General features: G+C 47.3%; 14 protein-coding genes and 1 tRNA gene. 1 reads left to right on the forward strand and 14 read right to left on the reverse strand.

Annotated features, from left to right (window positions below):
• Nucleotides 1-170: 170 nt before the first annotated feature.
• The 10 genes from ANPL_RS00195 to ANPL_RS00240 form a co-directional block, all read right to left on the reverse strand.
• On the reverse strand, nucleotides 171-2330 hold the full coding sequence (locus ANPL_RS00195; protein ID WP_169192825.1) for a type IV secretory system conjugative DNA transfer family protein: 2160 nt from the start codon (nucleotides 2328-2330) through the stop codon (nucleotides 171-173).
• A gap of 53 nt (nucleotides 2331-2383) precedes the next feature.
• Nucleotides 2384-3382, reverse strand: a complete 999-nt coding sequence (gene virB11, locus ANPL_RS00200; protein ID WP_169192826.1) for a P-type DNA transfer ATPase VirB11 — start codon at nucleotides 3380-3382, stop codon at nucleotides 2384-2386.
• A 19-nt stretch (nucleotides 3383-3401) separates the two neighbouring features.
• The gene (locus ANPL_RS00205) at nucleotides 3402-4706 is read right to left on the reverse strand and encodes a TraB/TrbI/VirB10 family type IV secretion system protein (RefSeq protein ID WP_169192827.1); all 1305 of its coding nucleotides are present in this window, start codon (nucleotides 4704-4706) and stop codon (nucleotides 3402-3404) included.
• Nucleotides 4707-4726: 20 nt separating this feature from the next.
• Complete coding sequence (virB9, locus tag ANPL_RS00210; protein ID WP_272899042.1) at nucleotides 4727-5575, reverse strand: P-type conjugative transfer protein VirB9; 849 nt, start codon at nucleotides 5573-5575, stop codon at nucleotides 4727-4729.
• Nucleotides 5559-6275 (reverse strand): VirB8 family type IV secretion system protein, encoded by a 717-nt coding sequence (locus tag ANPL_RS00215; RefSeq protein WP_169192828.1) that lies wholly within the window; start codon nucleotides 6273-6275, stop codon nucleotides 5559-5561. The genes virB9 and ANPL_RS00215 overlap by 17 nt, the downstream gene beginning before the upstream one ends.
• 1357 nt (nucleotides 6276-7632) lie before the next feature.
• Complete coding sequence (gene ribA / locus ANPL_RS00220) at nucleotides 7633-8724, reverse strand: GTP cyclohydrolase II RibA (protein WP_169192829.1); 1092 nt, start codon at nucleotides 8722-8724, stop codon at nucleotides 7633-7635.
• Between the two features lie 14 nt (nucleotides 8725-8738).
• A tRNA-Leu gene (locus tag ANPL_RS00225) sits at nucleotides 8739-8828 on the reverse strand.
• Between the two features lie 95 nt (nucleotides 8829-8923).
• On the reverse strand, nucleotides 8924-9985 hold the full coding sequence (locus ANPL_RS00230; protein ID WP_169192830.1) for a methyltransferase: 1062 nt from the start codon (nucleotides 9983-9985) through the stop codon (nucleotides 8924-8926).
• 66 nt (nucleotides 9986-10051) lie between these two features.
• A complete protein-coding gene (locus tag ANPL_RS00235) occupies nucleotides 10052-10495 on the reverse strand; it encodes a hypothetical protein (protein ID WP_169192831.1) in 444 nt (147 codons plus the stop codon).
• Nucleotides 10496-11212: 717 nt separating this feature from the next.
• On the reverse strand, nucleotides 11213-11638 hold the full coding sequence (locus tag ANPL_RS00240) for a hypothetical protein (protein ID WP_169192832.1): 426 nt from the start codon (nucleotides 11636-11638) through the stop codon (nucleotides 11213-11215).
• A 401-nt stretch (nucleotides 11639-12039) separates the two neighbouring features.
• On the opposite strand from ANPL_RS00240, the gene ANPL_RS00245 reads away from it, so the two are divergent.
• Nucleotides 12040-13197: a phosphoglycerate kinase gene (locus ANPL_RS00245; RefSeq protein ID WP_169192833.1), complete on the forward strand. Its 1158-nt coding sequence runs from the start codon at nucleotides 12040-12042 to the stop codon at nucleotides 13195-13197.
• A 1439-nt stretch (nucleotides 13198-14636) separates the two neighbouring features.
• On the opposite strand, the gene ANPL_RS00250 is transcribed toward ANPL_RS00245, so the two are convergent.
• From ANPL_RS00250 to ANPL_RS00265, 4 genes are all read right to left on the reverse strand, one after another.
• Nucleotides 14637-15104, reverse strand: a complete 468-nt coding sequence (locus tag ANPL_RS00250) for a hypothetical protein (protein ID WP_169192834.1) — start codon at nucleotides 15102-15104, stop codon at nucleotides 14637-14639.
• 1063 nt (nucleotides 15105-16167) lie between these two features.
• Nucleotides 16168-16878, reverse strand: coding sequence for a hypothetical protein (locus ANPL_RS00255; RefSeq protein WP_169192835.1), 711 nt, complete (start codon nucleotides 16876-16878; stop codon nucleotides 16168-16170).
• A 369-nt stretch (nucleotides 16879-17247) separates the two neighbouring features.
• On the reverse strand, nucleotides 17248-18057 hold the full coding sequence (locus ANPL_RS00260; protein WP_236822835.1) for a hypothetical protein: 810 nt from the start codon (nucleotides 18055-18057) through the stop codon (nucleotides 17248-17250).
• Between the two features lie 271 nt (nucleotides 18058-18328).
• The gene (locus tag ANPL_RS00265; protein ID WP_169192837.1) at nucleotides 18329-21139 is read right to left on the reverse strand and encodes a hypothetical protein; all 2811 of its coding nucleotides are present in this window, start codon (nucleotides 21137-21139) and stop codon (nucleotides 18329-18331) included.
• Between the last annotated feature and the right edge of the window lie 215 nt (nucleotides 21140-21354).

A 21354-nucleotide genomic window follows, 5' to 3' on the forward strand; every position in this document is an offset into this window, starting at 1 on the left:
GCAGTTAGTGGGGACTACCAAAGGCCTACGGGGCGAATAACAGCTTCCCCGCAGGTCTGCTCACAAGTGGCATAGCACGCACTGTTCCTACATGCGAAAGATCAAAAACTCAGTATGTCGTTGCAGGAAAGGCGAACAACAAAGGTTCCCTGGTGTCGCGCAGTAAGGTTTTATTTTTTGTTTTTATCGTCAGTCTCTTCTGGGATAGCATCCCAGTCGTCTTCTTCCAGTGCGTCATCTGTAGCGTCGTCGTAGAACCCATCCTCAAGCTCCTCTTCCGAAGCCCAGTTTTCTTCCAAATCGTCCTCATCCAGGTCGTCGCGATCGAAATCCTCATCGCCGTAAATATCGTCTTCGGGATCATCCCCAAGATAAGCACCATCATCTTGCAAGTCAGAGTTGTCTGTATCCTCTGCTTTATAAAACTGTTCCTGGCCGTCCAGGCCATCCAAATCTTCGTCCCGATCCACAAAACTACCATCTTCCTCAAAATCTTCACTTTCCCCAGAAGCATAATCCCCCCCGTCATCAGCGATCAGGGCTTTCAAGTTTTCACCGTCATCAGCATCCGACACTACTGTACTCCCGCCAGCATCATCCCCCCGCAACTTGTTTGGGTCATATGGCTCCTGCGTGGGGACAAATGTACTCTTTAGAAGTCTGCGAGTAAAGGTCTTATCTTCAAAGTATTTGATTTTCTTCGACTTGATCGGATATGTTGACTCAATCAAAAGTATTTGCTCATCCTTTGGCAACATAATTACTTCCTGCGGTAATAGCAGCGCCCGCTGTGTATCAGAAATATGTAACGAACGTGAAGCGGGATTGAGATCTAAAAACTTAGGCCTGTTCAGTGATTCCTGACTCACGGTCTTATTACCGATAAGTTGTGAAATCAAATTGGCAGTTTCAATATTGTTAGCCGCAAAGGTAATACGATATGTGGAGTTTGAAAGGAACGAGTTCATTCCTGCCTCCTCGTAAATGCCCTTTAATTGTTCGGTGTCCTGAATGATCAAGAACAGCCTGACGCGATAACCCCTGAAGTAAGCAATACCGGTCTGGAACTGTTCCATTTTTCCCAGCGTCGGGAACTCATCCATTAGAAACAGCACCCCATAGGGTTCGTCATCCGAAGGCAGAGCCCGACACAGAAATTCCGTTGCTTGTTGGTAAAACACCTGCATGAGTGGGCGCAATCTGGTCAGGTTGTCGGGAGTTACTCCAACATAAACAGAAACCTTGCGGCGTTTGAAATCCTGAATATTGAAGTCACTAGAGGCTGTCGCTGTGTCAATAAGAGGGTTGGCCCAAAGTTCCAAAGAGGAGTTCATGGTAGAAACTACCCCAGAACGTTCCTTATCAGCTTTTTGAAGGAATGCTGCAATGTTCATGTAAGCAACGGGGTGGATTTTCTTCCCGATAGTGTCCAAAACGACGGCCAGATTGTAAACTACATCATCGCTACGCATCGTCCGGACTACTTCACCAAAAGATTTGGTCTTTTCAGGTACCGCAAGCAGATAAAGCACGACGCCAACGAACAAGCTGCGCGCTTCGTTGTACCAAAAATCCTGCTCTGGCATGATTAGGTTGGCAATCTTTTGGACATCATCAACCATCTGCCCTGGTTTTTTACTAATCCAATCTAGAGGATTGTAACAGTGGCTTATTCCATCTGGTTGAGCAGGGTTCCAAACAAAAACTTCATGTCCGATTTTTTTACGCCAGCCACTGGTAAGGTCATAGTTTTCTAGCTTTACGTCATGTACGATGACCGAGTCTTCCCAAAACAGCAAGTTGGGAATAACAAAACCCACCCCTTTACCAGACCCCGTAGGTGCAAAAAGGAGTGCATGTTGGAAACCGTCGGCTACAAGGTACCCGCGTTGGTCCTTCCCAAGCAATATCCCCTTGCGGCTACGCAACCCAATTTTTCTAATGTCGCGCTCCGCTGCCCAACGGGAATCGCCATGCAACGCTTCCTTCTTCTTGAAGGGGCGCCAATCAAAGAGAACATGACGCAGATTCCAGGCAACAATACCCAGCAGCGCTAGGGGTGATAGAAACGAAAGCCAAAGCTTTAAAGAATTTGCCACACCATAAGCTTGCGGGTTTTTCCACCACCCATGAATATATTGAAAAATTGTCGGCCACAGGCGCAAGGGAAAATCCATGATGCTGGGGTTGAGTGCATTGAAATCAAGATAATCTATCCCCCAGACGAACAAAACAAAGAGCACGCCCGACGTATAAAAACATACTTCAAGCAGGGTGAACACACCCACGATCATCACTAAAATATTTCTTATGTGATTGTTACTGTGCATAACCTACGCCACACAAAACCAACAAGAACAATGCACGCGTTTCTTGCAATAAACTACTCACATTCCCTCGTGCCTTTAGTAAACAGTATTTCCGAAACGTGTCGCACGCCTCCTGATTCGCGTTTAAGTTGTATTATAATGTCAATTATATTTCTAATATATTCGACAATTTGATCCGGTGCCAAGCCCATTCCTGCTTGCATCACCATAAGTTTCAGCTGTTCTATTGCCATAAGAGGAGTGTCAGCGTGCAATGTGGATATGGACCCAGGGTGGCCGGTGTTAATTGCACGCAAGAAGCTGAATGCTTCGGCACCTCTTAACTCCCCCACGATTATTCTGTCCGGACGTAAGCGGAGGCAGGCCTCGATCAAGTCTTGTGTCGACACCCGTGCCCGACCTTGCCCCCCTTTAGAAGCCAGCAAATGTACGCGGTTTAGATGCTGTAGCGCAATTTCTCGAGAGTCTTCTACAGTAATAATTCTCTCCTCTTGTGGAATTACCCGCAGAGCTGCGTTGGTGAAGGTAGTTTTTCCTGTAGAGGTTCCTCCACTAACAATGATGTTCTTCTTCAGTAATACTGCCGTGGAAATAAACTCCTTTATTTTGTTTTGCTCGAGTAGCTTTTGTAGTTTTCCGTTTTCAGTTACATTCTTGGATTTTAAAGACGTCACTCGATCAAACGCCCCTCCTTCTTCATAGTCATCAAGCGACATGCCCAATGTGGAAGGCTTCCGAATAGACATTACCACTTTGTCGCTCTCACATGCCGGAGGAAAAACCACCTGAACCCGAAAACCATTAGGCAATGAAGCTGAAAGCAACGGGGTCTCTTCACTTAATCTTTGTTCTGTTGCTTGTGCGATCAACCGACATAGCGCTTTAAGGTGAGAAAGAGACAGCGAATCGACGCGAATTTGCCGCATCTGACCGCGGTTTTCAACCCAGACCTCTCGCTCTTTATTGATCGAGATCTCGTTTACCCCATCTTCCTCGAAGATATCCCTCAGTGGCTCCAGGTATGTTTCTAAGGCAGCACAAGCAACTGACATCGTTTCGTTCCCCCAAAGATCAACGACCTACCTTCCGCACGGCACCCCTAGGAAATATGATGTCCTGGTTTACGAATACTCTCATCAACGTGCCTTGGTCAATGTAAATAGTAGGCGTTGAATCAGAATATTTATTAATCAGCGACTTCACAGATTCGGAGAAGTCCTTCACAGCATCAGAAACGATCTTCGCAGGCAGCGTCGAAGAAGTGGTTTCTTTGTCTTTCTTCTCATCATCATCTTTAGGTGTATCCTTAGTCGACGTTGTTTTGACGATTTCAGATTGCAGAGCAGGTATCTTTGCCGCAGCGTACGCAGTTCCCAAAGAAACACCTGCAAGTAAGATTGTTGAGGTCAGAACGGTACCAACCTTATGATCTACTACACCGGCAATGCCGTTTCTTCCCAGCTCATCTGTGCCGCCCGAGTTTATTTGTATATCTATGCCATGAGGTAAAATTACCCGTGACCAGGAAATATTAACCCGCAAGCTTTTGCCCGCATTGTCGAAGAAATAACTTCCGATCAGTCGAGATCCTTTAGGTATGAGAACAAGATCGCCAGCTTCTGCATAAACATCGCGAGAAACAATAGCTCTTAAAACGCCAGGTACATCGGAATTGATAGCGGTTTCTAGCACGGCATCAATCATGTGCCCCTGTAGGATCACATACCTAGGATCACCAACCATTGTGGCTTTCACGCTGGGCGACGCTGTGCCCTCTAGGCCATGCCACGAGGTGAACCTGCCGTCAACACTAGCTCCTCCAGCTTCGTCTCCCGATTGGCCAGGATCGCCCCCACCGCCCAGAGCTATCATGGGCGCGCCTCGTTTCTCTCTATCATAGCCCAAGAACGAAGGAATCTGTTCGGTTGCTAGCGTTTTATATGGTAACGGAAACGACTGCAATTCATCACTAGAATCGTCTGCGTCCGATGTCGTAACCTCTATTTGTTGCGCTTCTGGTTCCGGGACGGGTTTCAGTATCTTGGACACCACAGGAATATCAGGAACGCTGGGCATAACCAAAGGTGGTAGTTCCGGAAGTTTTGGCGGTGGAGTTAAAATCCTGGGTGCCGTTTCCTGAGCCGGACTTTCGGCTTCTCTCAAAAACTTTTCAACTGTCTTTTCATCAACCACCTCAGATGTCTCATCTGTTTCTGGGGCAGGAGTTTCTTTCAAGAAAAAGAAGTAGTACATAGTGCAAGCTGCCAGCGCCACCAATAGGATGACGAACAGCTTCTTGCTGCGGTGCCCGCCTACTATGTTGACGTCTTCCTCAATGTGTTCCTCATTTTCTGTACTTCTGAAATTGTCAACCATAGACACCTACCCTTTAAATACTAATTGTGCACCACATGCGTAACTACTACAGAACTGCGGCCATAATCTAGTAGCAGACGCCTGTGCACGCCCTCTACTATGACATGATCCTCAAGAAGCAGCATGCGACAGGGAGTCTTTTCGCCACTGTCGCCTAGAACATATATCTTGGGCAGCGGTGCAGTGGGGTCGCTAAACTTGAAGTATGTCAAATTCCCATCGTCATATGTCAGGGCAGGAATGAGTGCGCTCGCCGTGCTGGGGGCAGAAAACGTGTAATCTTTCGTGGTATCATTGGGTTTCAGCTCCACCTTCGTTTCAGTCTCCTTCCTTTTAGCCATGCTTGGAGCAGATAACTCAACCGCCTTCTTCGAAGCATCTTTCTCTCTGTCCTCGAGGTAGAAAAAGCGAACAATGTACGCCAAGTCTGTCAGCTCGGCATTCTCAGTCGCCAGAGCCACAAGCGAATCAGGTGACGTAGGAGCTGCTTGTGTAGAGTCGCGCGAAATTAGGTCAAATGCGTAGTTGCGTCCTTTTGTTGTTTCCAACAGCATATTTGTGTGCCCATTTTTTTCCAACGGCATGACAAAAAGCTTGTTGTCAACTGACTTAACCTTCCAGTTCACATTATCACCCAGAGCCAGTACCTTTACGGTTTCCCCCTTTGAAAATTCAATATAGGACTGATAACCGTAGTTGAACACAACTTGGAAAACTTCGTTTTCGCTGTAAACAAACGTCTTTATCCGGCTGTCCACTGAGATGGGGACTCCTCCACTACCAGATGCACTATCGGGGCTCATGCTTAAGCTGCAAAACAGCACAGCGACAACAAAAGACAACGCACAGTTTTTACAGAAATTCATCATCCGCCCTATAGTAAGTTATCTGGAAGCCCAAAGGATTCACTTGTCTGTCTTGCTCGCTCAGCTCAAGTGAAGCATACTTGAAATTTAACGTCGCAATCCGGTCTTTCTTGATCAAATCGCCGTTTCCTGTGGTGAACTCCAAGGTAAACCTGATCTGTACTTTCCCCACACCTAAGTGTTGCAATGAACGCACCCTGACCGCACTGGGCGCTAAATCCGCATACAAAGCCATTGGGCTGGAAGGGTTACTAGGCCGAATCCAATTACGAAAGCTACTGTAGGTATCCTGAGTCGAAAGCAACCGCACCTTCGTGTAGTAGTTGTACATGAAGTTATTGGGATCATAAAGCTCCCGCGCCTTCACGTACTCCACGATGAAGTAATTACTGAGCACCTCGTCAGCAGAGTACTGCTTAACCGTTATGGGGTTAACCAGAGTAGTAACCCCTGATTTTTTCTCGATTTCCACAACGAAAGGCTCGATAGTGCGGGTCTTCCCTATTTTGAATATTGCAAAAGTACTTACGGCTATGCATAAAACAGACAGCACTACCAGAAAAAGCAAAATGTTTCGCTGCACCACCACGGTTCCGTAGCGGTCATGGAACCAATCTCCTGACGCTCCTCCCGTGGCTGCGGTCGCGGATCTGGTCTTCCTCTCCTTTTCGGTCTTGCTCTCGTTTTTCTTAGAACCAAACATACCTGACACCAATAAGCTGTAACCATACTGAGCAAAGGACAGGACCTATTCCAGTGCTACTAGCCCAACGAACAGAACCTACTATGCTTTTATTTACATCAAGTTAACAGAAAAATCACCCAATTAAAGCTTCATAGCCTTGAAAACAGGGCAAGGCGGATGCTCATGATTCAAGCTGTAGAACGGCACTTTAAGCTACAGTTCCCACATAGGCTCTTCAGAGCACATACGCGTGCAGTTGTAAAGGATAATTATTAAGCTACGTGCGGTTTTTACCATACATTTAATACATAACTAACACCCACTAGCGTGCTGCTAGTATGGCGAAACTTGCAAAATCTCAACTATCAAGCAAGTGCGGTTGGGGAGCTGAACCAGTTGAAGGAAGCGCTAAATGGTGTCTCCCACCTCAGTGAAACACGCGTTTCTTGTGCAATCACCTTGTTTATTGGAAGTTGAAGTTTCAAAACCGCGCTTTCCGCATGATACTGCATTCGGAGAAGAATGTTGCGGCGTTTCCACCGCACTTAATATTTACAGTGCTTTTCGTGGTGCGTATAAATTAGCGGTCGTTACCCCCAACATTGCAGCAGACGAGTGGGTAATAAACCGTTCGTGAGCCCGTGGGTTTTACATATGGCATACTAAGAACTACTTGCTTGTTGTATGACTGGCATGCTCTGTAAAAACAGTTGGTAGGGGTTCCATAGAACAAAAACGCCCGCATTGAAACTCTCAGCACATCGCAGTTAGATCGGCACATGCTAGCAATAGGGGCAATTGTTTTTGGGGCACATGTTTTATGATACAGAGTTTCATTTTGCTTTGTTTAGGCATTGTGTAACACCACAAAATGCTTTTTAACGTGCAACTTAAAATAGGAAATGAATGCAAGTTTGTAATCTTGCTTAATGTCTAGTTTTGCATGGGAGATCACAACGCAGCTCTGCCAGCCAAGAGGCGCGCCTTTTTGTTTACAGGAACACAACGCGAGCAACCCCGCATACGGTACGTAATCTTCGAGCATGTGGCGGAATAAAGAATCTCACAGTGGACCGTCCGCGCTTTAAAGGAGCCAAAAGAGTTTCTCGGCGTGGCCGGGTATAACATCAAGGACTACGGGATTTTCTATGCATGTGCCTTGGGACTAATCTTGAAAGATGAGCATGGTGTTCTGGTTACCTAATTTAGGCGTGATTAGCGCCTTGCGTTAAAAAGTTATTTCAGTCACTGTGAATATGTGACAGTACGGGCGCGCACCAAGCCTGTTTCCCGCGCGGCGCTTAGGCATGCCAGCAAGCCATTCTATGGCTGTGTCATTGTGCCTCTAGAAGATTGTTGCTTTGTTTTCTCGTGGTTAGTAAATGTGCCCCAACCGTTCCTTTTTTGTGGTCATGTAGGTATTATTGTGTTTTGTTGCTTTAACTTGTAGTGGAATTAGCTTTGTGACTTCTATGCCCAGTTTACTGATATCTTGCGCCTTGTTCGGGTTGTTGGTTAGCAGTTGAATTCGACTGACGCCGAGATGATTTAGCATACAAGCTGCCGGTTGGAAAACTCTTTCATCGTCGTCAAAGCCCAGAAAGCGATTCGCGTCAACCGTATCCAAATCTTTTGTTTGCTGTAGGTTGTAGGTGCGAATTTTGTTTGCCATGCCTATGCCGCGGCCTTCTTGCGATACGTACAGAATTATGCCGCCCTGCTTTGTTGATGACAGTAGGTCAACCGTGTTTAGCAGTTGGCTTCGACAGTCACATGCAAGACTACCTAGCAAATCTCCGGTATAGCAAGAGGAGTGCAGTCTGGTGACCACATTGTCTAGCTCGGGTTCTCCGATCACGATGGCATAGTGTTCGGGTTCTCCGATGTAGGAGCGGAACACGATTATTTTTGTCGGCACAGCATCTTTCAAATGAAGATCTGCCCGGCATACCTCGTCTAACTTGTAGGCCGTACTGTACTTGGCTACCAGCTGAGCATCAAGGGCAATAATATTATTTTTCCGGCACCACAACTCCATCTCTTCATGGCTTGCAAGTGCCATGGGTATAACCATAGCTGAAGGCAGCAGTTTTGCTAGCTTGGTAAGACGCAATGCTAGGCCATCTAAGGGCCCCGCACCACATGTTGGAGGAATGGTATAAACCTTGCTCTCAGCTTCGATCAGCAGAGCGCGAATTTCTTCCAGCGACAGGCTGTTGGCATGGAAGCGCAGCAAAGTTTGTTGTTCGCCTACAAACCTGGCACGATGAGCCGTAAGCAACAAATAGACCTCGTCCGAAGCAGTAGTCAGCGCGGTAAAGGTGTGAGTATCAAGCAGTTCAGTCGGGTAAACCAACAAGTAGTTTTTATCATCGTGCAGCAAGATAGGTGCGCAGCGGCGCAACTCGTTTATAGACCTGCAGACAAGGCCGTTTCCAGATCCGAAAAAACTACCCAAGCAATCCATAGAGACTCATTAAGTGGTGCGGTTAAGAAGACTTGAACTTCCAAGGCCATATAATAGCCACAGCGACCTCAACGCTGCGTGTCTACCATTTCCACCATAACCGCACAAGAAATATGCCCATGATAATGAAAAGGCAAATTGATTGTCAACCAGGATGGCATGGATGTGACGAAAAACGGGAGGGGTGCTCAAAATGGGCTTAGATGCTCGTTTCACGCGCCACAGCGAACAGCAGCCCCTCGACCTTTTCTCCGTAAATATAACAGCGGTTGATATAACACATGCGCAAGCCTAACTCGGAGATGGTGGCATTCAAATAATTTACGGAGTGACAGAAAAAGTCACCATCTTTGACGAATCTATATCCCTGATTGCGCCCTTCACGCAGTAAGCCTATCAACATTCCCGTGGGTTTCAACGCTTTCGAAGTTTGTCCCAGGATTTCTTTTAAATCCCCGTAGTAGTGCAAGAATTCAGTCATCACTATGACGTCATAATCCTGTGTATTACTTTTCAGAAACTCCCGGGCCCCCACACATATGAGTTCGTTGTAAGCTCGTTTGCCATTCACAAAACACTGACGTGCAATGTCAAGCATGCGCCGCGAAATGTCTACACCGGCGATGTGGTATCCAATGTCGCGCATACGCAAAAATTGCCCACAAATTCCTGTGCCGCACCCAATATCTAGTATCAACAAATCCCCGAGCCTATCCCCAAAGAAGTTCATCACTAGGGCACGAACATGTTCGTGCCCTCGGTAGTTATTCGCAATAAGCCAGTGTTCGACGAAGTATTCACTGGTATAGTTGAAGTGTTGTTTAATTACGTTTTCCGGCACCGCGGTGATAATATCTGGTGCCGTGATCTTGTTTAGGTAATAGCGCGCTTCTTTGTGATTGGGGTCCAAAGCCAAAGCTCTCTCAAAGTTTGCTAACGCCTTCTCGTGCCGCTGTTGGACTAAGTTGCAACGGCCGATGTTGTAGTGAGCTTCGGGCAAGTCCGGCCTAACTAACCTGATTAGCCAAAAACGTGTTTTTGCATCTGCCACATTGCCCCGATAGAAGTGGAATAATCCCAAGTCTATGTTGGTCTCGAGTAAACAACGGGATTTTTCCCTAATTGACAAAACACCCTCCCGCAGGGATCCGTGCCCGCTTCTCAGCAGCTTTACCACTTCACTGATGCTTGGAACAGCACCGGCAATCCTTGACAGTAGTGACCCAATTCCGTCACTAAAACAAGCAAAAACCTTCCTCATAAACCACCCACAACAGGCAAATAACTCACACTACAAGCACCACATCGTGACCAGCCGCACATAAAACTATGGTGCAAGCGACCTTTTCGTCAGCTTCCTGTGGTGCAGTACAGCCCCCATAACCTTCATCACTTCCAGCGCACTTTGTTTTTTCTTTTTCTGTTTCTCTACTTTGGTCTGTGTAGCGACCACCTTAGCCGATCGGGGCCGTTCGTCAATAGTATCATCGTTCGTTGCGTCTTTTAGGCCGCGCTGCGCATGCCGCTCCACAAGTGCAGAGAAACTTTTGAACTCGGATATGTGCGCAACGAAGTGGGTAAATGCAACCATCCAAAGGGTAAAAAACAGCAAAACAACCAAGCAAGGTATCATAGAGACAGATACCCCTATAAAGGGACTATCCATGCCCCACCCTCTGGGGGAATCAGAATTTTCGGCATCTCCAGGCAAAACAAAAACTAACAGCAAACAACCCGCAAAAAAGCAAAGCAGAGCCTTCAGAAACGGCACACAGTGCCCACTACGTACAATATTCACACGCATACCAAAAGTCCCACACTACCTTTGAAGGATAACCTATATCGCCCTAACAAGTAACCTAAAATTTCAAAAACCGCATGTGGCGCAAACCTGCCAACCACCGCGGGGGTACGGTACCATTTCTTTCTTGTGTTTGTCTTAACTTTACTGTGTGTGTATGACAACGAAGAGCCCCGCGCAGACACATTAATATCTCAATAATGTATCGCGGTAGTTGTTGTATTTCGAGAGAATACATCCCAGACAAATGGGGGATGTAATCTGTTATGCTCGGTGAAGCGCGGCCTATCTCGAAGTGGTAAAAACAGGTACGTGGCGTAAAAGATGTGAAATGCACAACAGAGCAGAAAATTGTGTGGATTTTGGTCTGTGTCCGGCAGAAGCGCCTGTAAGTTGCTCACGGACAGCAACCCCGACAGCAGATGCTGCATCGCCTAAAAATAGCATTACACTGGCATCGTAAAACAGACGAGCGGCACGGCATCCATGAAAATTTGATAGCTGCTTTCTAGTAGTGCGGTATGATTATGGAAAATCACCAAGAGACAGGCTGCTGTCTGGCAGAACATGGTAGCGTTGCTGCCTTCCGGCCACAACGGTGTGTTCTGCCAAGCACGGCATTCTCAACATTTTCGGCACTATTTTAAACTGGCAAGGATGCCAACCAGGGTATAGAGCAGTTAATTCCTATATGCTAAAGGAGCTCTTCAGCAACCGAGCAGCCTCATCAAACTCCTCTGTGAAACTCTTTTTGATACTATCGGGCAGCACTATTCCAAGAACGCTTTCGAAATGCCTTGTGAGATCCTGTATGCGCGATGCATAGGTCTTTTTCTTGCTGGCAAACTTGCTGAAAGAAATACCGTCCAAGACTTCTATGCTTACCGCCTTATTCAGAAGAACGCAGTCAACAGAAAGATTTATTCTCAGAAGCACGTTCTTTATGGGGTCGGTGCTAAAAGTCAAGACGCCATTAGCTCCATACATCTTCAGAGAGTACAAACAAGATACTTGGGACAAATTGACCCCGCTGTATTTCTTGTGTTTCACCACTTCCCAATGTACACCCGGAGGACTAACGTTTCCCTGTGCGCCATCAGGCACTTGTTGCATAGGACCCTCCACGTAACACAAAACGAGCCCGATTATACACTCGGCATAGTTAAATAATGCATAATGGTGAGATTATGCACGGTTTGTACAAATTTTTGGAACTGAGCAGGATACGTGCTGTTATGTGTCAGTAATTTCTTAAATTACTCTAGCCACTGCTGGTTTGTTGTCTATGGTTGACGGTATCCGCTTAGCTAAATCTGCTGCAACCTAGACGGATGCCAGGCCCCATTACCGGGGCCAAGAACAGCAAACGTCGGTCTGCTACATGAATTTCAATGACATGGCTCAAGGCTCTTGGTGAGTTATTGCTTGAGTGCCATGGGGTACGTGCTAAACTTGACTGCAGGTGGCATGGCCTATTCTTGTGTGTTTTCGTTGTTGGAGGCGGCTTTTAGCTTATGGGCGATATCAGGGATTTGGCTGGAGTACAGAGTGCCAATTTGAAAAACCGCAAGGTACTGTTGCGGGTGGACGTCAACGTGCCCATCGAAGCGGGTGTTGTGCGCGATAGAACAAGGATTAAGAGGATCATTCCCACTGTGGAGTATCTTGTGCAGCGGGGAGCAAAAGTTTTGATTATCTCCCATTTGGGAAGGCCGAAACAAAGGGACAAGGAGCTTTCTCTGGGCCAACTTAGAGGCGTGATTGCAGAGGAGTTGGGCAGGGATGTTGTGTTTATTGCCGACATATGTGACCCCACCGTCCCCAGTGTTGTGGACAAGTTGCCTTGGGGGGCGGTTGTGCTGCTTGAAAACCTCAGATTTTACGCTGGTGAGGTTGCCAATAGTGCCGCATTTGCCAGAGCTTTGGCTTCTTTGGCGGACCTGTACGTTAATGATGCTTTTTCGTGTTCGCACCGACTGCATGCTTCGGTAAGCGCTGTTTCGGATATTTTGGAGTCGTTTGTGGGTTTTAATCTGCAAGAAGAGCTGAAGTATCTCAGTGGGATTACTAGCGAACGCCCAGCTGCTGCGGTAATTGGCGGGGCAAAGGCTGCGACTAAAATCCCAATGCTCGGTAATCTTGCGGGGAAGATAGATTTTTTGATTTTAGGTGGTGGTCTGGCAAATTCTTTCCTAGCGGCTGCGGGCTATAAAGTCGGCTCCTCTTTGTATGAACAAAAGCAGCAGGAGGTGATAGAAGTAATGGAGGTCGCGAAACGCAGCGGCTGCGAGTTAATATTGCCGAAAGATCATGTTGTAGCAACAAGCTTGGATGGCGTTTCCTCGGCAAGGACAAACTGCGAGATAGCTCCTGAGGACATGATTCTCGATGTAGGCGAGCAGACTGCTCAGGTCATCGAGAAAACGCTTAGTAAGTGTAGGACTGTTTTTTGGAATGGGCCCCTGGGCGTGTTCGAGAAAGAAGCGTTTTCTCAGGGCACTGCAGCGTTACTAAAGGCCCTTTCTACCCGTCATAAGGCATGCAATACACAGACCATCGTTGGCGGCGGGGACAGTATTTTCGCGATGCGATCTCTTGGCTATAGAGAAGACGACTTTACATATGTCTCTACGGGCGGTGGGGCGTTGTTACATTTTCTGAGTATTGCATAGGAAATCTTCTTGTGTTGCGGTTCTGTTGGTCACTGTTGTTCCATGATATAGGTCGTCATGGCCCAGTTGTATGGGCTTTGTCGATGTCAAAATCTACCAGGAATACTTGCCGGGGAGCAGAAGCGCCCATTTAAAGAGTGAGTACTTTTTGTAATACCCTTTTTATAAACAGCTCACCCACTTGGCTAGAGTGCTGGCCCTTTTCCTGCAGCACCTGTAAGACAATCGCCTGTGCTATGTGCTATGTGCTATGTGCTATGTGCTATGTGCTATGTGCTATGTGCTGTGTGCTGTGTGCTGTGTGCTGTGTGCTGTGTGCTGTGTGCTGTGTGAGGAGCATTGGTGGTTTTATCGTCAATTGAACCACCTTTTTTAGTTTGTGTTTTTTCCATTGATGTATGCACAACAGATTCCTCAACTTCAACTTGTGCCGATATTAGAATTTATTCCAGCCGTCAAGGCCCATAAAAGCTGACAAAGAGTCCGTTTTGCCGTATGTACGCTTGCAGTTGTTGGCGTACCAGCAGTATCTATGTAATGCGCTATAACTGCAGGAGAAAGTGACATGTTGCCCTTTATGGACTATTTGCCGATAGTGGTGCACTTGTAATTTTTTCTACGCTTTCCCCCCCCCCCCTAATACAAGTTCTGAGGCAACAGAAGACGGCGGGTCTTGTTTCCCGTTGTCCGATTTCACATTAGTTACGGTGTTCTTTGTGGCATTGAGCATCGTGGGTGTATTCCTAGGTGCCTCAACCATGATTTGTTCAATGCCAACCTCATGTCTAAAACTTTGCAATACCCGATTGCACCCACGAAGCATAAAACAATGCGCTATGAATACTTGGGTGCAGCCTATCAATGCTCTGGTAGATGTTTCTGTGCTCAGTGTGCCTCGCTGAGTTGCCAGGAGTGTTTGTGCTACTAATGCGGTATACGCTCCCAGTAACGTGGTGCCCCAAATGACACATAGCGCTTCCAGTGCAGCCCAACTAAACACATCCCGTAACTTTCCATGCCAGCCTAAACCACATGTCACGCGGGGGACTTTGGGGGATGATCCCATATTACTTGCGGGAAGGCTAGTAGCGCCGCTTTTGTGGCACATTCTACGTGTTCTTTTCTTCGTCCTCATAGCTCTCTCCTTCATACCTAGTGTATGTTTTTTCATACCGGTTTTTGTCATGCCGAGTATCAATGCATATTCCCTGTGGCAAGACTGGGGCACTGAGAACGCGGGGAAAGCTCATCACTGTGTCAAAATAGCAACAGTTCAGGTTCGCAGTAGCTGGGGGAATATCTTAAAAAACTCAACCACGAAGTAACCCCGTTCTTGCGATTACAAGGGCTTTTGCATGAAGTGCCGCACTTACCTGAAGCAGGGGCAGCACCCCGCCGCAGTGACAGGCTTAACCACTGGTGTGCCCCAACGAGCTTAGCTAGCAAGCCATGACGCGGTGAGTTACAACACTTTCTGCTTGGGCTGCTTGAAACGGCCCTGTCACTTGCTCTTTCAAGGCTGTCGGGTTTTTTTCGGGACCTGGGCCAGTGTCTCTGGCTGCCATTACCACACAGCAGGCCGCGTCCGGTGCAATCGTGGCTTCGTAGCGTGCAGTAGGAGACTTGCTTCTCTCAGAAGATGCAGCATTCTGCAAACGCGATTCACGCAAGTTCTCGTTGTCCAGCAGTGCATTGCAGGTTTCTCTAGCCAGTCGAAAGACGATGCCATGGATCATCAGAGGTACCATTCCCAAAGCCATGAGGGCCAGTCCGCGTCCTGGGGACAATTCACCGCCATTCATAGCACCTATAACGTTGTTTTCATGTATCCAAACTGCAGTACCTGTTAACAGCAATGATGACGCCGCGACGCCACTAAGAGCTATACGATAAAATAAGGACTGCAACCTCCTGCTCCAATTCCGTTGGCGTATTAAGTTTGATGCGCCTGCATCACATTCAGAACAACTAACCATTATTTTCAGGAGGCTTCCTCCCCTTCCCCTTGAGGGTCCATATCTACAGTTTTTCGCATAAAATTACCCCCCCCCCACAACTTAGGCGATAAGAAAAGGGTACTACTTATGGTATTACTACACAAGTTGTTTAGCTGCATTACGCCTATGAAAGCGCTTTATACGCCACAGTGCGATTTCTGTTGCCGCATGTGAACACAACGTTCCGGCTGGTATTACCAAAGTAGAATGCCTGAAAGAGAGTTTCTTTTGGCTGAGGAAGTAGCATGGCCAGGGTGAGGGGCAATAAGAGCATAGTTCAAAAGGGTGCAATCCAATGCATCCAAAACTAGAATGAGCAGCTTGCAAGCGTGAAGAGTGCATGTGGTTACGCAGCGGCACGGGTTTGTGCGTACACCAAATGTCACGACGCTTCTTGCACTGTGTTGCGACGGGAAGATATAATCATGCCCTGGCCCAGATTATCTACTGCCAATATGTGAGTTTCCAGGCGTAGCTCATGCCGCAATTTTAAATGGGGTTATTCGAGCGTACGGGTTAGGCTGCCTTGATTTCATTGCATTACGGGTTACTTGCTGCACTACGCTCAGGCTTTAGTGAAGGCTTTGTGGACACGTAATAAGACCTGCAGGCTGTCCACAGGTCGTCCATCACGCAGCACTGCCCTTTTTACCCGCTTATTTGTGGGGTTTCTCAGGTTTCAAAGGGCGTGAGTTTTAAATGCCAACGTATTCTGTGTGCTGCCACTCCGAACATGCTGTGAGTTACGGAAAAATGGCCACACTCACGCACACCTATTCCGTTGGCTCTATGGCCGAGGCCGGTATTAGACCCCTCAACTCTACCCACGCCCCCGGCATGACTTACCTCAACTACATAGTTGAGAGGGGATACGTCAAGCGATGTAGCAGCCTCTAGAACCAGTGAATTCTTCGGCTACTCCGGAATCGCCAGCACTAATTCTACGACGGCGCCACAGCTGAGCGACCGTAACTCAACAAGCAGTGTATCGGCTACTCCGGGAGAGCGAGTTTGTCTCTGTCACTACGTAAGTCCTAAACCGCATACTCTCCACAGTAGCAGCATAAGGCTGTGCAGCTATTCCAGTGTCGGCATTTTTTGCGGAGCGGTCAAATCTAGTGTTTGCAGTAGTTGTATTCCACCATGATGCGACGTCAAAAAGCGGGTTTATCTCAGCAACGTGCTCTACATCGCCTGTGATCGTTAATGTGACATGGGGTGTACTCACGCTCACAGGCTGTTGGTGTTCCGGTTTTTCTTCTGCACTAAGAGGCGGCACACTGTTTGTACTTTTTGTATACAAAACTTGCGCATCATTGTCCACATTGTGCTTTTCACACGCTACGATCTTCGCCGCGTTGTCGGCAGCCGGGTCCATTGTGGATATACCAGACACCAAGTTCCTACTAGCGTTACGCTCTCTTGTACCAAGCAATGGTTTGCTCTCAGATATATCTTCCCACTGTTCCTTAAATACGCTCCTGTGGGTTCCAACATTTTTAGATATTCCAATTGCGCCTGTAGCTACAAGAGCAAACCCGATTACGGCAGCAACCCCAAGCAATATGCCGATACCAACCTTAGCAAAGACGGCGGTAGTGCCGTACTTGTAAGCACCATAAAAATGGTTCCACAATATAGCAGCAGCTACACACGCGGCAGCGACCACCACCAAACCTGCCACACAAAGTGCAACCCTAGTTTTTGCATCGTTGTCCCATGAGGAGCCTCTCTCTGTCGTTAACCATGCGTTCTCTTCTCGAGTAGGGACGGCACTGTACGTGTGTCCACCGCACCTCTTTGTTTTTGGTGTTTGCATAACCGTATACCACAACTTTAACAACTAAAATATAGTAACAACTATGACCGCGCACCGCAAACACCCAGCCGGCTTTGCTGCCAGTAAAGGGCTCTACAAAATTTCTGAGATTAACAAATCGATAAACGCAACAGGGCGACTTTACTCCCGACACACTCCGTCCCAAGAAGACGTCGCCCTACACATCGGCCACCACCGGAATGACCAATTCACACATCGCGGTGACCCTTACGACTACCCCACCTGGGGCTGTGGAGCGGAGTAGCACAGTTCAGCATCTGGGGCAGTAACAATTATAGCAGCCGGCTTCGCCGCAAGTGTTCCCAAACAACTGTAGTTAGGGGTTTGTGTCCCTGGTAGCGTTTCCCATTCTTCGTTTGTCGCTGCTGCTGACAATGAAGAAGGTAGTGCATTTGGATCGTTTACAGCCCGCTCAGCACTATTGCGTTCCTCTCGTGTATGCAGATGTTGGTCTCTAACGTTTGGAGAAGCATCATGGCTGGGTAACTCCTGGCATTGTCCTTGCGCAAGGAGCACAAGGCTGGCAAGAGATACCACCACAGCTACAGCAAGCGCTACCCCTGCTATCCAATGAATGGCAGTAACTGTGGAAGCCGCTATAGCAACATTATGCCAGAACATACCAAGACCTATGAGCGAGCTAGCTACCAAACCTCCAAGCGCTGTGCTCAGTGCAACTCTAAGATTTCCTTCTTTGCTCCATGGATCGGTGTACAATCCCAATTTGAGTAGCTCACTTTCGGATAGACCTGCACTTCGTGCGCGACGAACAGCGGCTGTGCGAGCGACATCCTTGTGCTTCATGCACGCAAACGCCACTAGACCCGCGAATGCTATCACTACAGCTAGACTTAGCGCCATCCCGATAGCAAATTGAGAAGCAGTAACCGTGGATGCTGCTAAAACTCCATGCCAATACATAGCCACAGCTACAAGTGACTTGATAGCCACAGCCAAGATTACCAGGGAAAGTACAATCTGAAGCTCGTTTTCTCTCGTTTTGCGGACTCCCCCTATTTCCATAGTTTGTGCTTGCATAACCGTATACCACAACTTTAACAACGCCCCGTGTGGTACCAGAGGTACTGCTGAAGTGCAAGTTTTTTTTCTTATTGTCAGGACGTTAAAAGTTAATTTTTAGCCTGTAGTTGGAAATGGTTTCCGTGGTAATAAGGCGTGCTCGCCCAAGCACTTACTTGCGGTTAGGCCTAAAAGTAAAAGGATGCCCTGAGAGTGGCAGGACATCCTCTAAAATCAAGCCTGCACAGCGCACAATCCCGCTGTAAAGGTGGAGTTATGACGCCAATGAAGTAACTTGCGAAGGCGCAGATACGGCACTTGTGTGGGGTGCATCGATGCTCGAAGCAGGAGACAGTTGCAGAGGGTCACCTGAAGAATCAGAGCTTAACGGTGCAGTGTCATCACGGGCAGGTACTTTAATGCCATGCCCGATGGTTGGGGCTCCTACAGGATTGCTATTTTCTGCGGGAGAAAGGGTGACGATATTACCGTTGGCCAATGTTTTGGGTTCCGTGTCGGGTGCAGGTACATCGGCATCAAGTACATGTTGGCGTGGTGTTTGTAATTGTTTTCCTGGTAATCCATCAAAACCTGCAAGAGGCTTGGCTGGTGTTGTGCCGAACTGCTGGGGCGTGTTGCCTGAGGCAATTTCTCTATTAGGCACTGCGCTGTCCTGCATTTCTTGTCCCATGATTGCAAAACGCAAGGCCCTTCTAGTAGCCGATACTTCACGTACCATCACAGTGCACATCGCCGCAGCTACAACAACCATAAGGCAGGACAGTCCCACTCCCACAATTAAGTCACATTCAAACATGGATGCGGGGTCGCACATATGTCTGAGGTATGAAAAATAAGTAAGCCCCACGATTGATACCACGGTCATAGTTCCTAGAATTGTGCAAAGTGCATCACGAAAGGTCTGTGATAGCCTGCTTTGATATGCAACGCTTGTTGCAGTAGGCTGCGGATCCTCTGTGGTCGTAATTTGCGGATTATCTGCAGCAGGCTCAGAAGGCGATGGTGGGATGGTTAGTTCCTTGTTAACATTGATTAACGGTAGTGTTATTACTTCGTGATCCAAATGCAAGCTTTTGTCAGTAAATGAGGCATGAGCCGTGCACAGGGAATTTTTTACGTTTGTATCTACAGAATGACATAAACCATTGCCTTCGATTGTGGTGAAGTGTTTGTGATTCTGCTTAGGAAGTGCTGATATGGCGTGGTTTTGGTCACTTGCTGCAACGATTACACCAGTATTTATGGGGTTGTTGGCCGATGGTAAGGAGTGCGCTGTGTAGGGTGTTACTGGCGATCTAAGCGCTGTAGGAACCGGTGGTAGCGCTCGTGGTATTGCAGTGGCTGCACTTTGTGAATAAGTAAGAGAATTTTGTCCAGTTGCTTTGTTTTTTGTTTTAGTGTGGGCAAAAACTGCACTTTCTCGCATAATGCGAACAGTATTGGCTGGAGCACGGAGATTCTGCAATATTACTACGCATTGAACTTTTCCAGTTTCTAGGAAGTGGCGTACGTCTATTGAGTGTTTGGAAGTGAACCCTCGATAAATAGCTTTTACGGTATTATCTTTAGGATTGCGGGCCGCCTTAGAAAAGAGTTTGCTGAGCGTGCTTAGGATTTGTGCTATTTGCTCTTTTGCATCTCTTGGAATTGCAGTTTTAGGGTCTGACATCACGCGGTGGCAGGCTTCATCGCAGATTAGGACATTAGGGGTATCACTTACAAATGTAGGGCGTTGTTTTTTCGGTTGGGTTCCTGCATCAAGTATGTGCAGCACCGTAACATCTGGTATTCCATTTACACTCTGCACGGTTTGCGCATACGCCATAACGCGGTGTTTGTTACCAAATAAGACTTTGCCAGATGAGGTTAGCAAGTAAAGGTATTCTGCCAAGCTTTTCAAAGAGCATGCTTTCTTAGCATAAACTTGGGGATTGGGAGCAATACGCAATACAGTGCACAAGTTCTGTGAGACGTGCGCGGCTTCCACCACTATTTTACGCGCCGCCAGAAATTGTTTCAGCACCTGATAATACTCCACGTTTTTTACGACTGTGCAGATGTAAGGAAGAATAGAGGATGGCAGCGTTCCTGGAGATCCTACGTTCGATACCTCGAATAAGGTAAACATCGGCATTTTTATAGGTGGGGAAGAATTGTGTGAGAGAGTGCTGGATAGAGAAAAACTTTGAGCTTGTACTCCGTGGATAAAAACGCAACAGTTGATGGTTTGTTTGTAGTATAGTGTATCATCTTGTGGTGCGTCTGCGGGCTGCGATGGCCCCTCCTGCAATACTGTGCAACCAACCCCCAGTTTGTAAGGAGCAAGCGTTATGCCGTAATCTCTTGCGCTGTTGGCGAGTATACTGCGATATAGGGGTAAAAGCTGCATGTAAAACGCAACTTTATTAAGGCTTACGGCGTTATATAAGGCAAACTCCAGGGAGTATGCGTTAATAAGTGTGTTAGGAACTACTATACCGATTTCTAAGCTTTTAATGCGATTCTCAGTGATCCGTTCTAGGTTGCTAAGCTGTTGTTTTATGTCCTCACCGGTGGCGGCAAAGAAATGTACGTTCTTGCCGGCATCATGGGTAGTCACGTGGACTAATGGGACCGTAGCGCGTTGTGTGTTTACGACCGGTGTTGCGTATTTGTAAGTTAGCGTCACAGCTTTACGCCACTCTTGTAGAATAGGAGGGGGCGTTTTATTCTGCGTTTTTAGTGTTGCCAGAAGAAATACGGGAATTACTAGGGCGTTAAAAAAGTTTGCCAATTGTAGAGCGCTTCTTGTGGTGAAGTCTTCTATGCTTTCTTTGCCATTCATCGCAGTTCTCATTACGAATCTCAATCCGAGTTCTCCGTTACTAGAGAATGCGCAGTCGTGTTCGACGCTGAAGTCTATCCCGTGAGTTAGCTGTGAATGTGGCAGGCACTGCAAGTGGGGTGGCAGAGCCATAAGTGAAATTATGTTTTTTACTGTAGGCAATTCTAGCAGTAGCTTATTGGTATCAGTATGCTCCTTAGCCCTTTTCCTTATTTGTAACGTGTTATATTTTCTTGCCATGCTATACCTATATGATTTTCATCTCAAATGAAGCAGGTTGAGTTTCGCTAATTTCGTATTCATTTTTCCTAATGAGCCAAAAGGGTCCCTGCAGCAGGCGCTCTGGTATATAAAGCCCTCCCAGCCGGCTTTTTAGCTCACAAAGCATGTTCACGATACTATGAGTTTGGGTAGGATATAGCGGAGAAAGAAGGTAAGCACAACCCTTTGTCGTT

This window comes from Anaplasma platys, assembly GCF_012790675.1.
Taxonomy (GTDB): domain Bacteria; phylum Pseudomonadota; class Alphaproteobacteria; order Rickettsiales; family Anaplasmataceae; genus Anaplasma; species Anaplasma platys.

What these genes read in the sequence shown, in the direction of transcription:
- ANPL_RS00195 (WP_169192825.1), bottom strand. Translation starts at nt 2,330, where the DNA reads ATGCACAGTAACAATCACATAAGAAATATTTTAGTGATGATCGTGGGT.
- virB11 (WP_169192826.1), bottom strand. Translation starts at nt 3,382, where the DNA reads ATGTCAGTTGCTTGTGCTGCCTTAGAAACATACCTGGAGCCACTGAGG.
- ANPL_RS00205 (WP_169192827.1), bottom strand. Translation starts at nt 4,706, where the DNA reads ATGGTTGACAATTTCAGAAGTACAGAAAATGAGGAACACATTGAGGAA.
- virB9 (WP_272899042.1), bottom strand. Translation starts at nt 5,575, where the DNA reads ATGATGAATTTCTGTAAAAACTGTGCGTTGTCTTTTGTTGTCGCTGTG.
- ANPL_RS00215 (WP_169192828.1), bottom strand. Translation starts at nt 6,275, where the DNA reads ATGTTTGGTTCTAAGAAAAACGAGAGCAAGACCGAAAAGGAGAGGAAG.
- ribA (WP_169192829.1), bottom strand. Translation starts at nt 8,724, where the DNA reads ATGGATTGCTTGGGTAGTTTTTTCGGATCTGGAAACGGCCTTGTCTGC.
- ANPL_RS00230 (WP_169192830.1), bottom strand. Translation starts at nt 9,985, where the DNA reads ATGAGGAAGGTTTTTGCTTGTTTTAGTGACGGAATTGGGTCACTACTG.
- ANPL_RS00240 (WP_169192832.1), bottom strand. Translation starts at nt 11,638, where the DNA reads ATGCAACAAGTGCCTGATGGCGCACAGGGAAACGTTAGTCCTCCGGGT.
- ANPL_RS00245 (WP_169192833.1), top strand. Translation starts at nt 12,040, where the DNA reads ATGGGCGATATCAGGGATTTGGCTGGAGTACAGAGTGCCAATTTGAAA.
- ANPL_RS00260 (WP_236822835.1), bottom strand. Translation starts at nt 18,057, where the DNA reads ATGGAAATAGGGGGAGTCCGCAAAACGAGAGAAAACGAGCTTCAGATT.
- ANPL_RS00265 (WP_169192837.1), bottom strand. Translation starts at nt 21,139, where the DNA reads ATGGCAAGAAAATATAACACGTTACAAATAAGGAAAAGGGCTAAGGAG.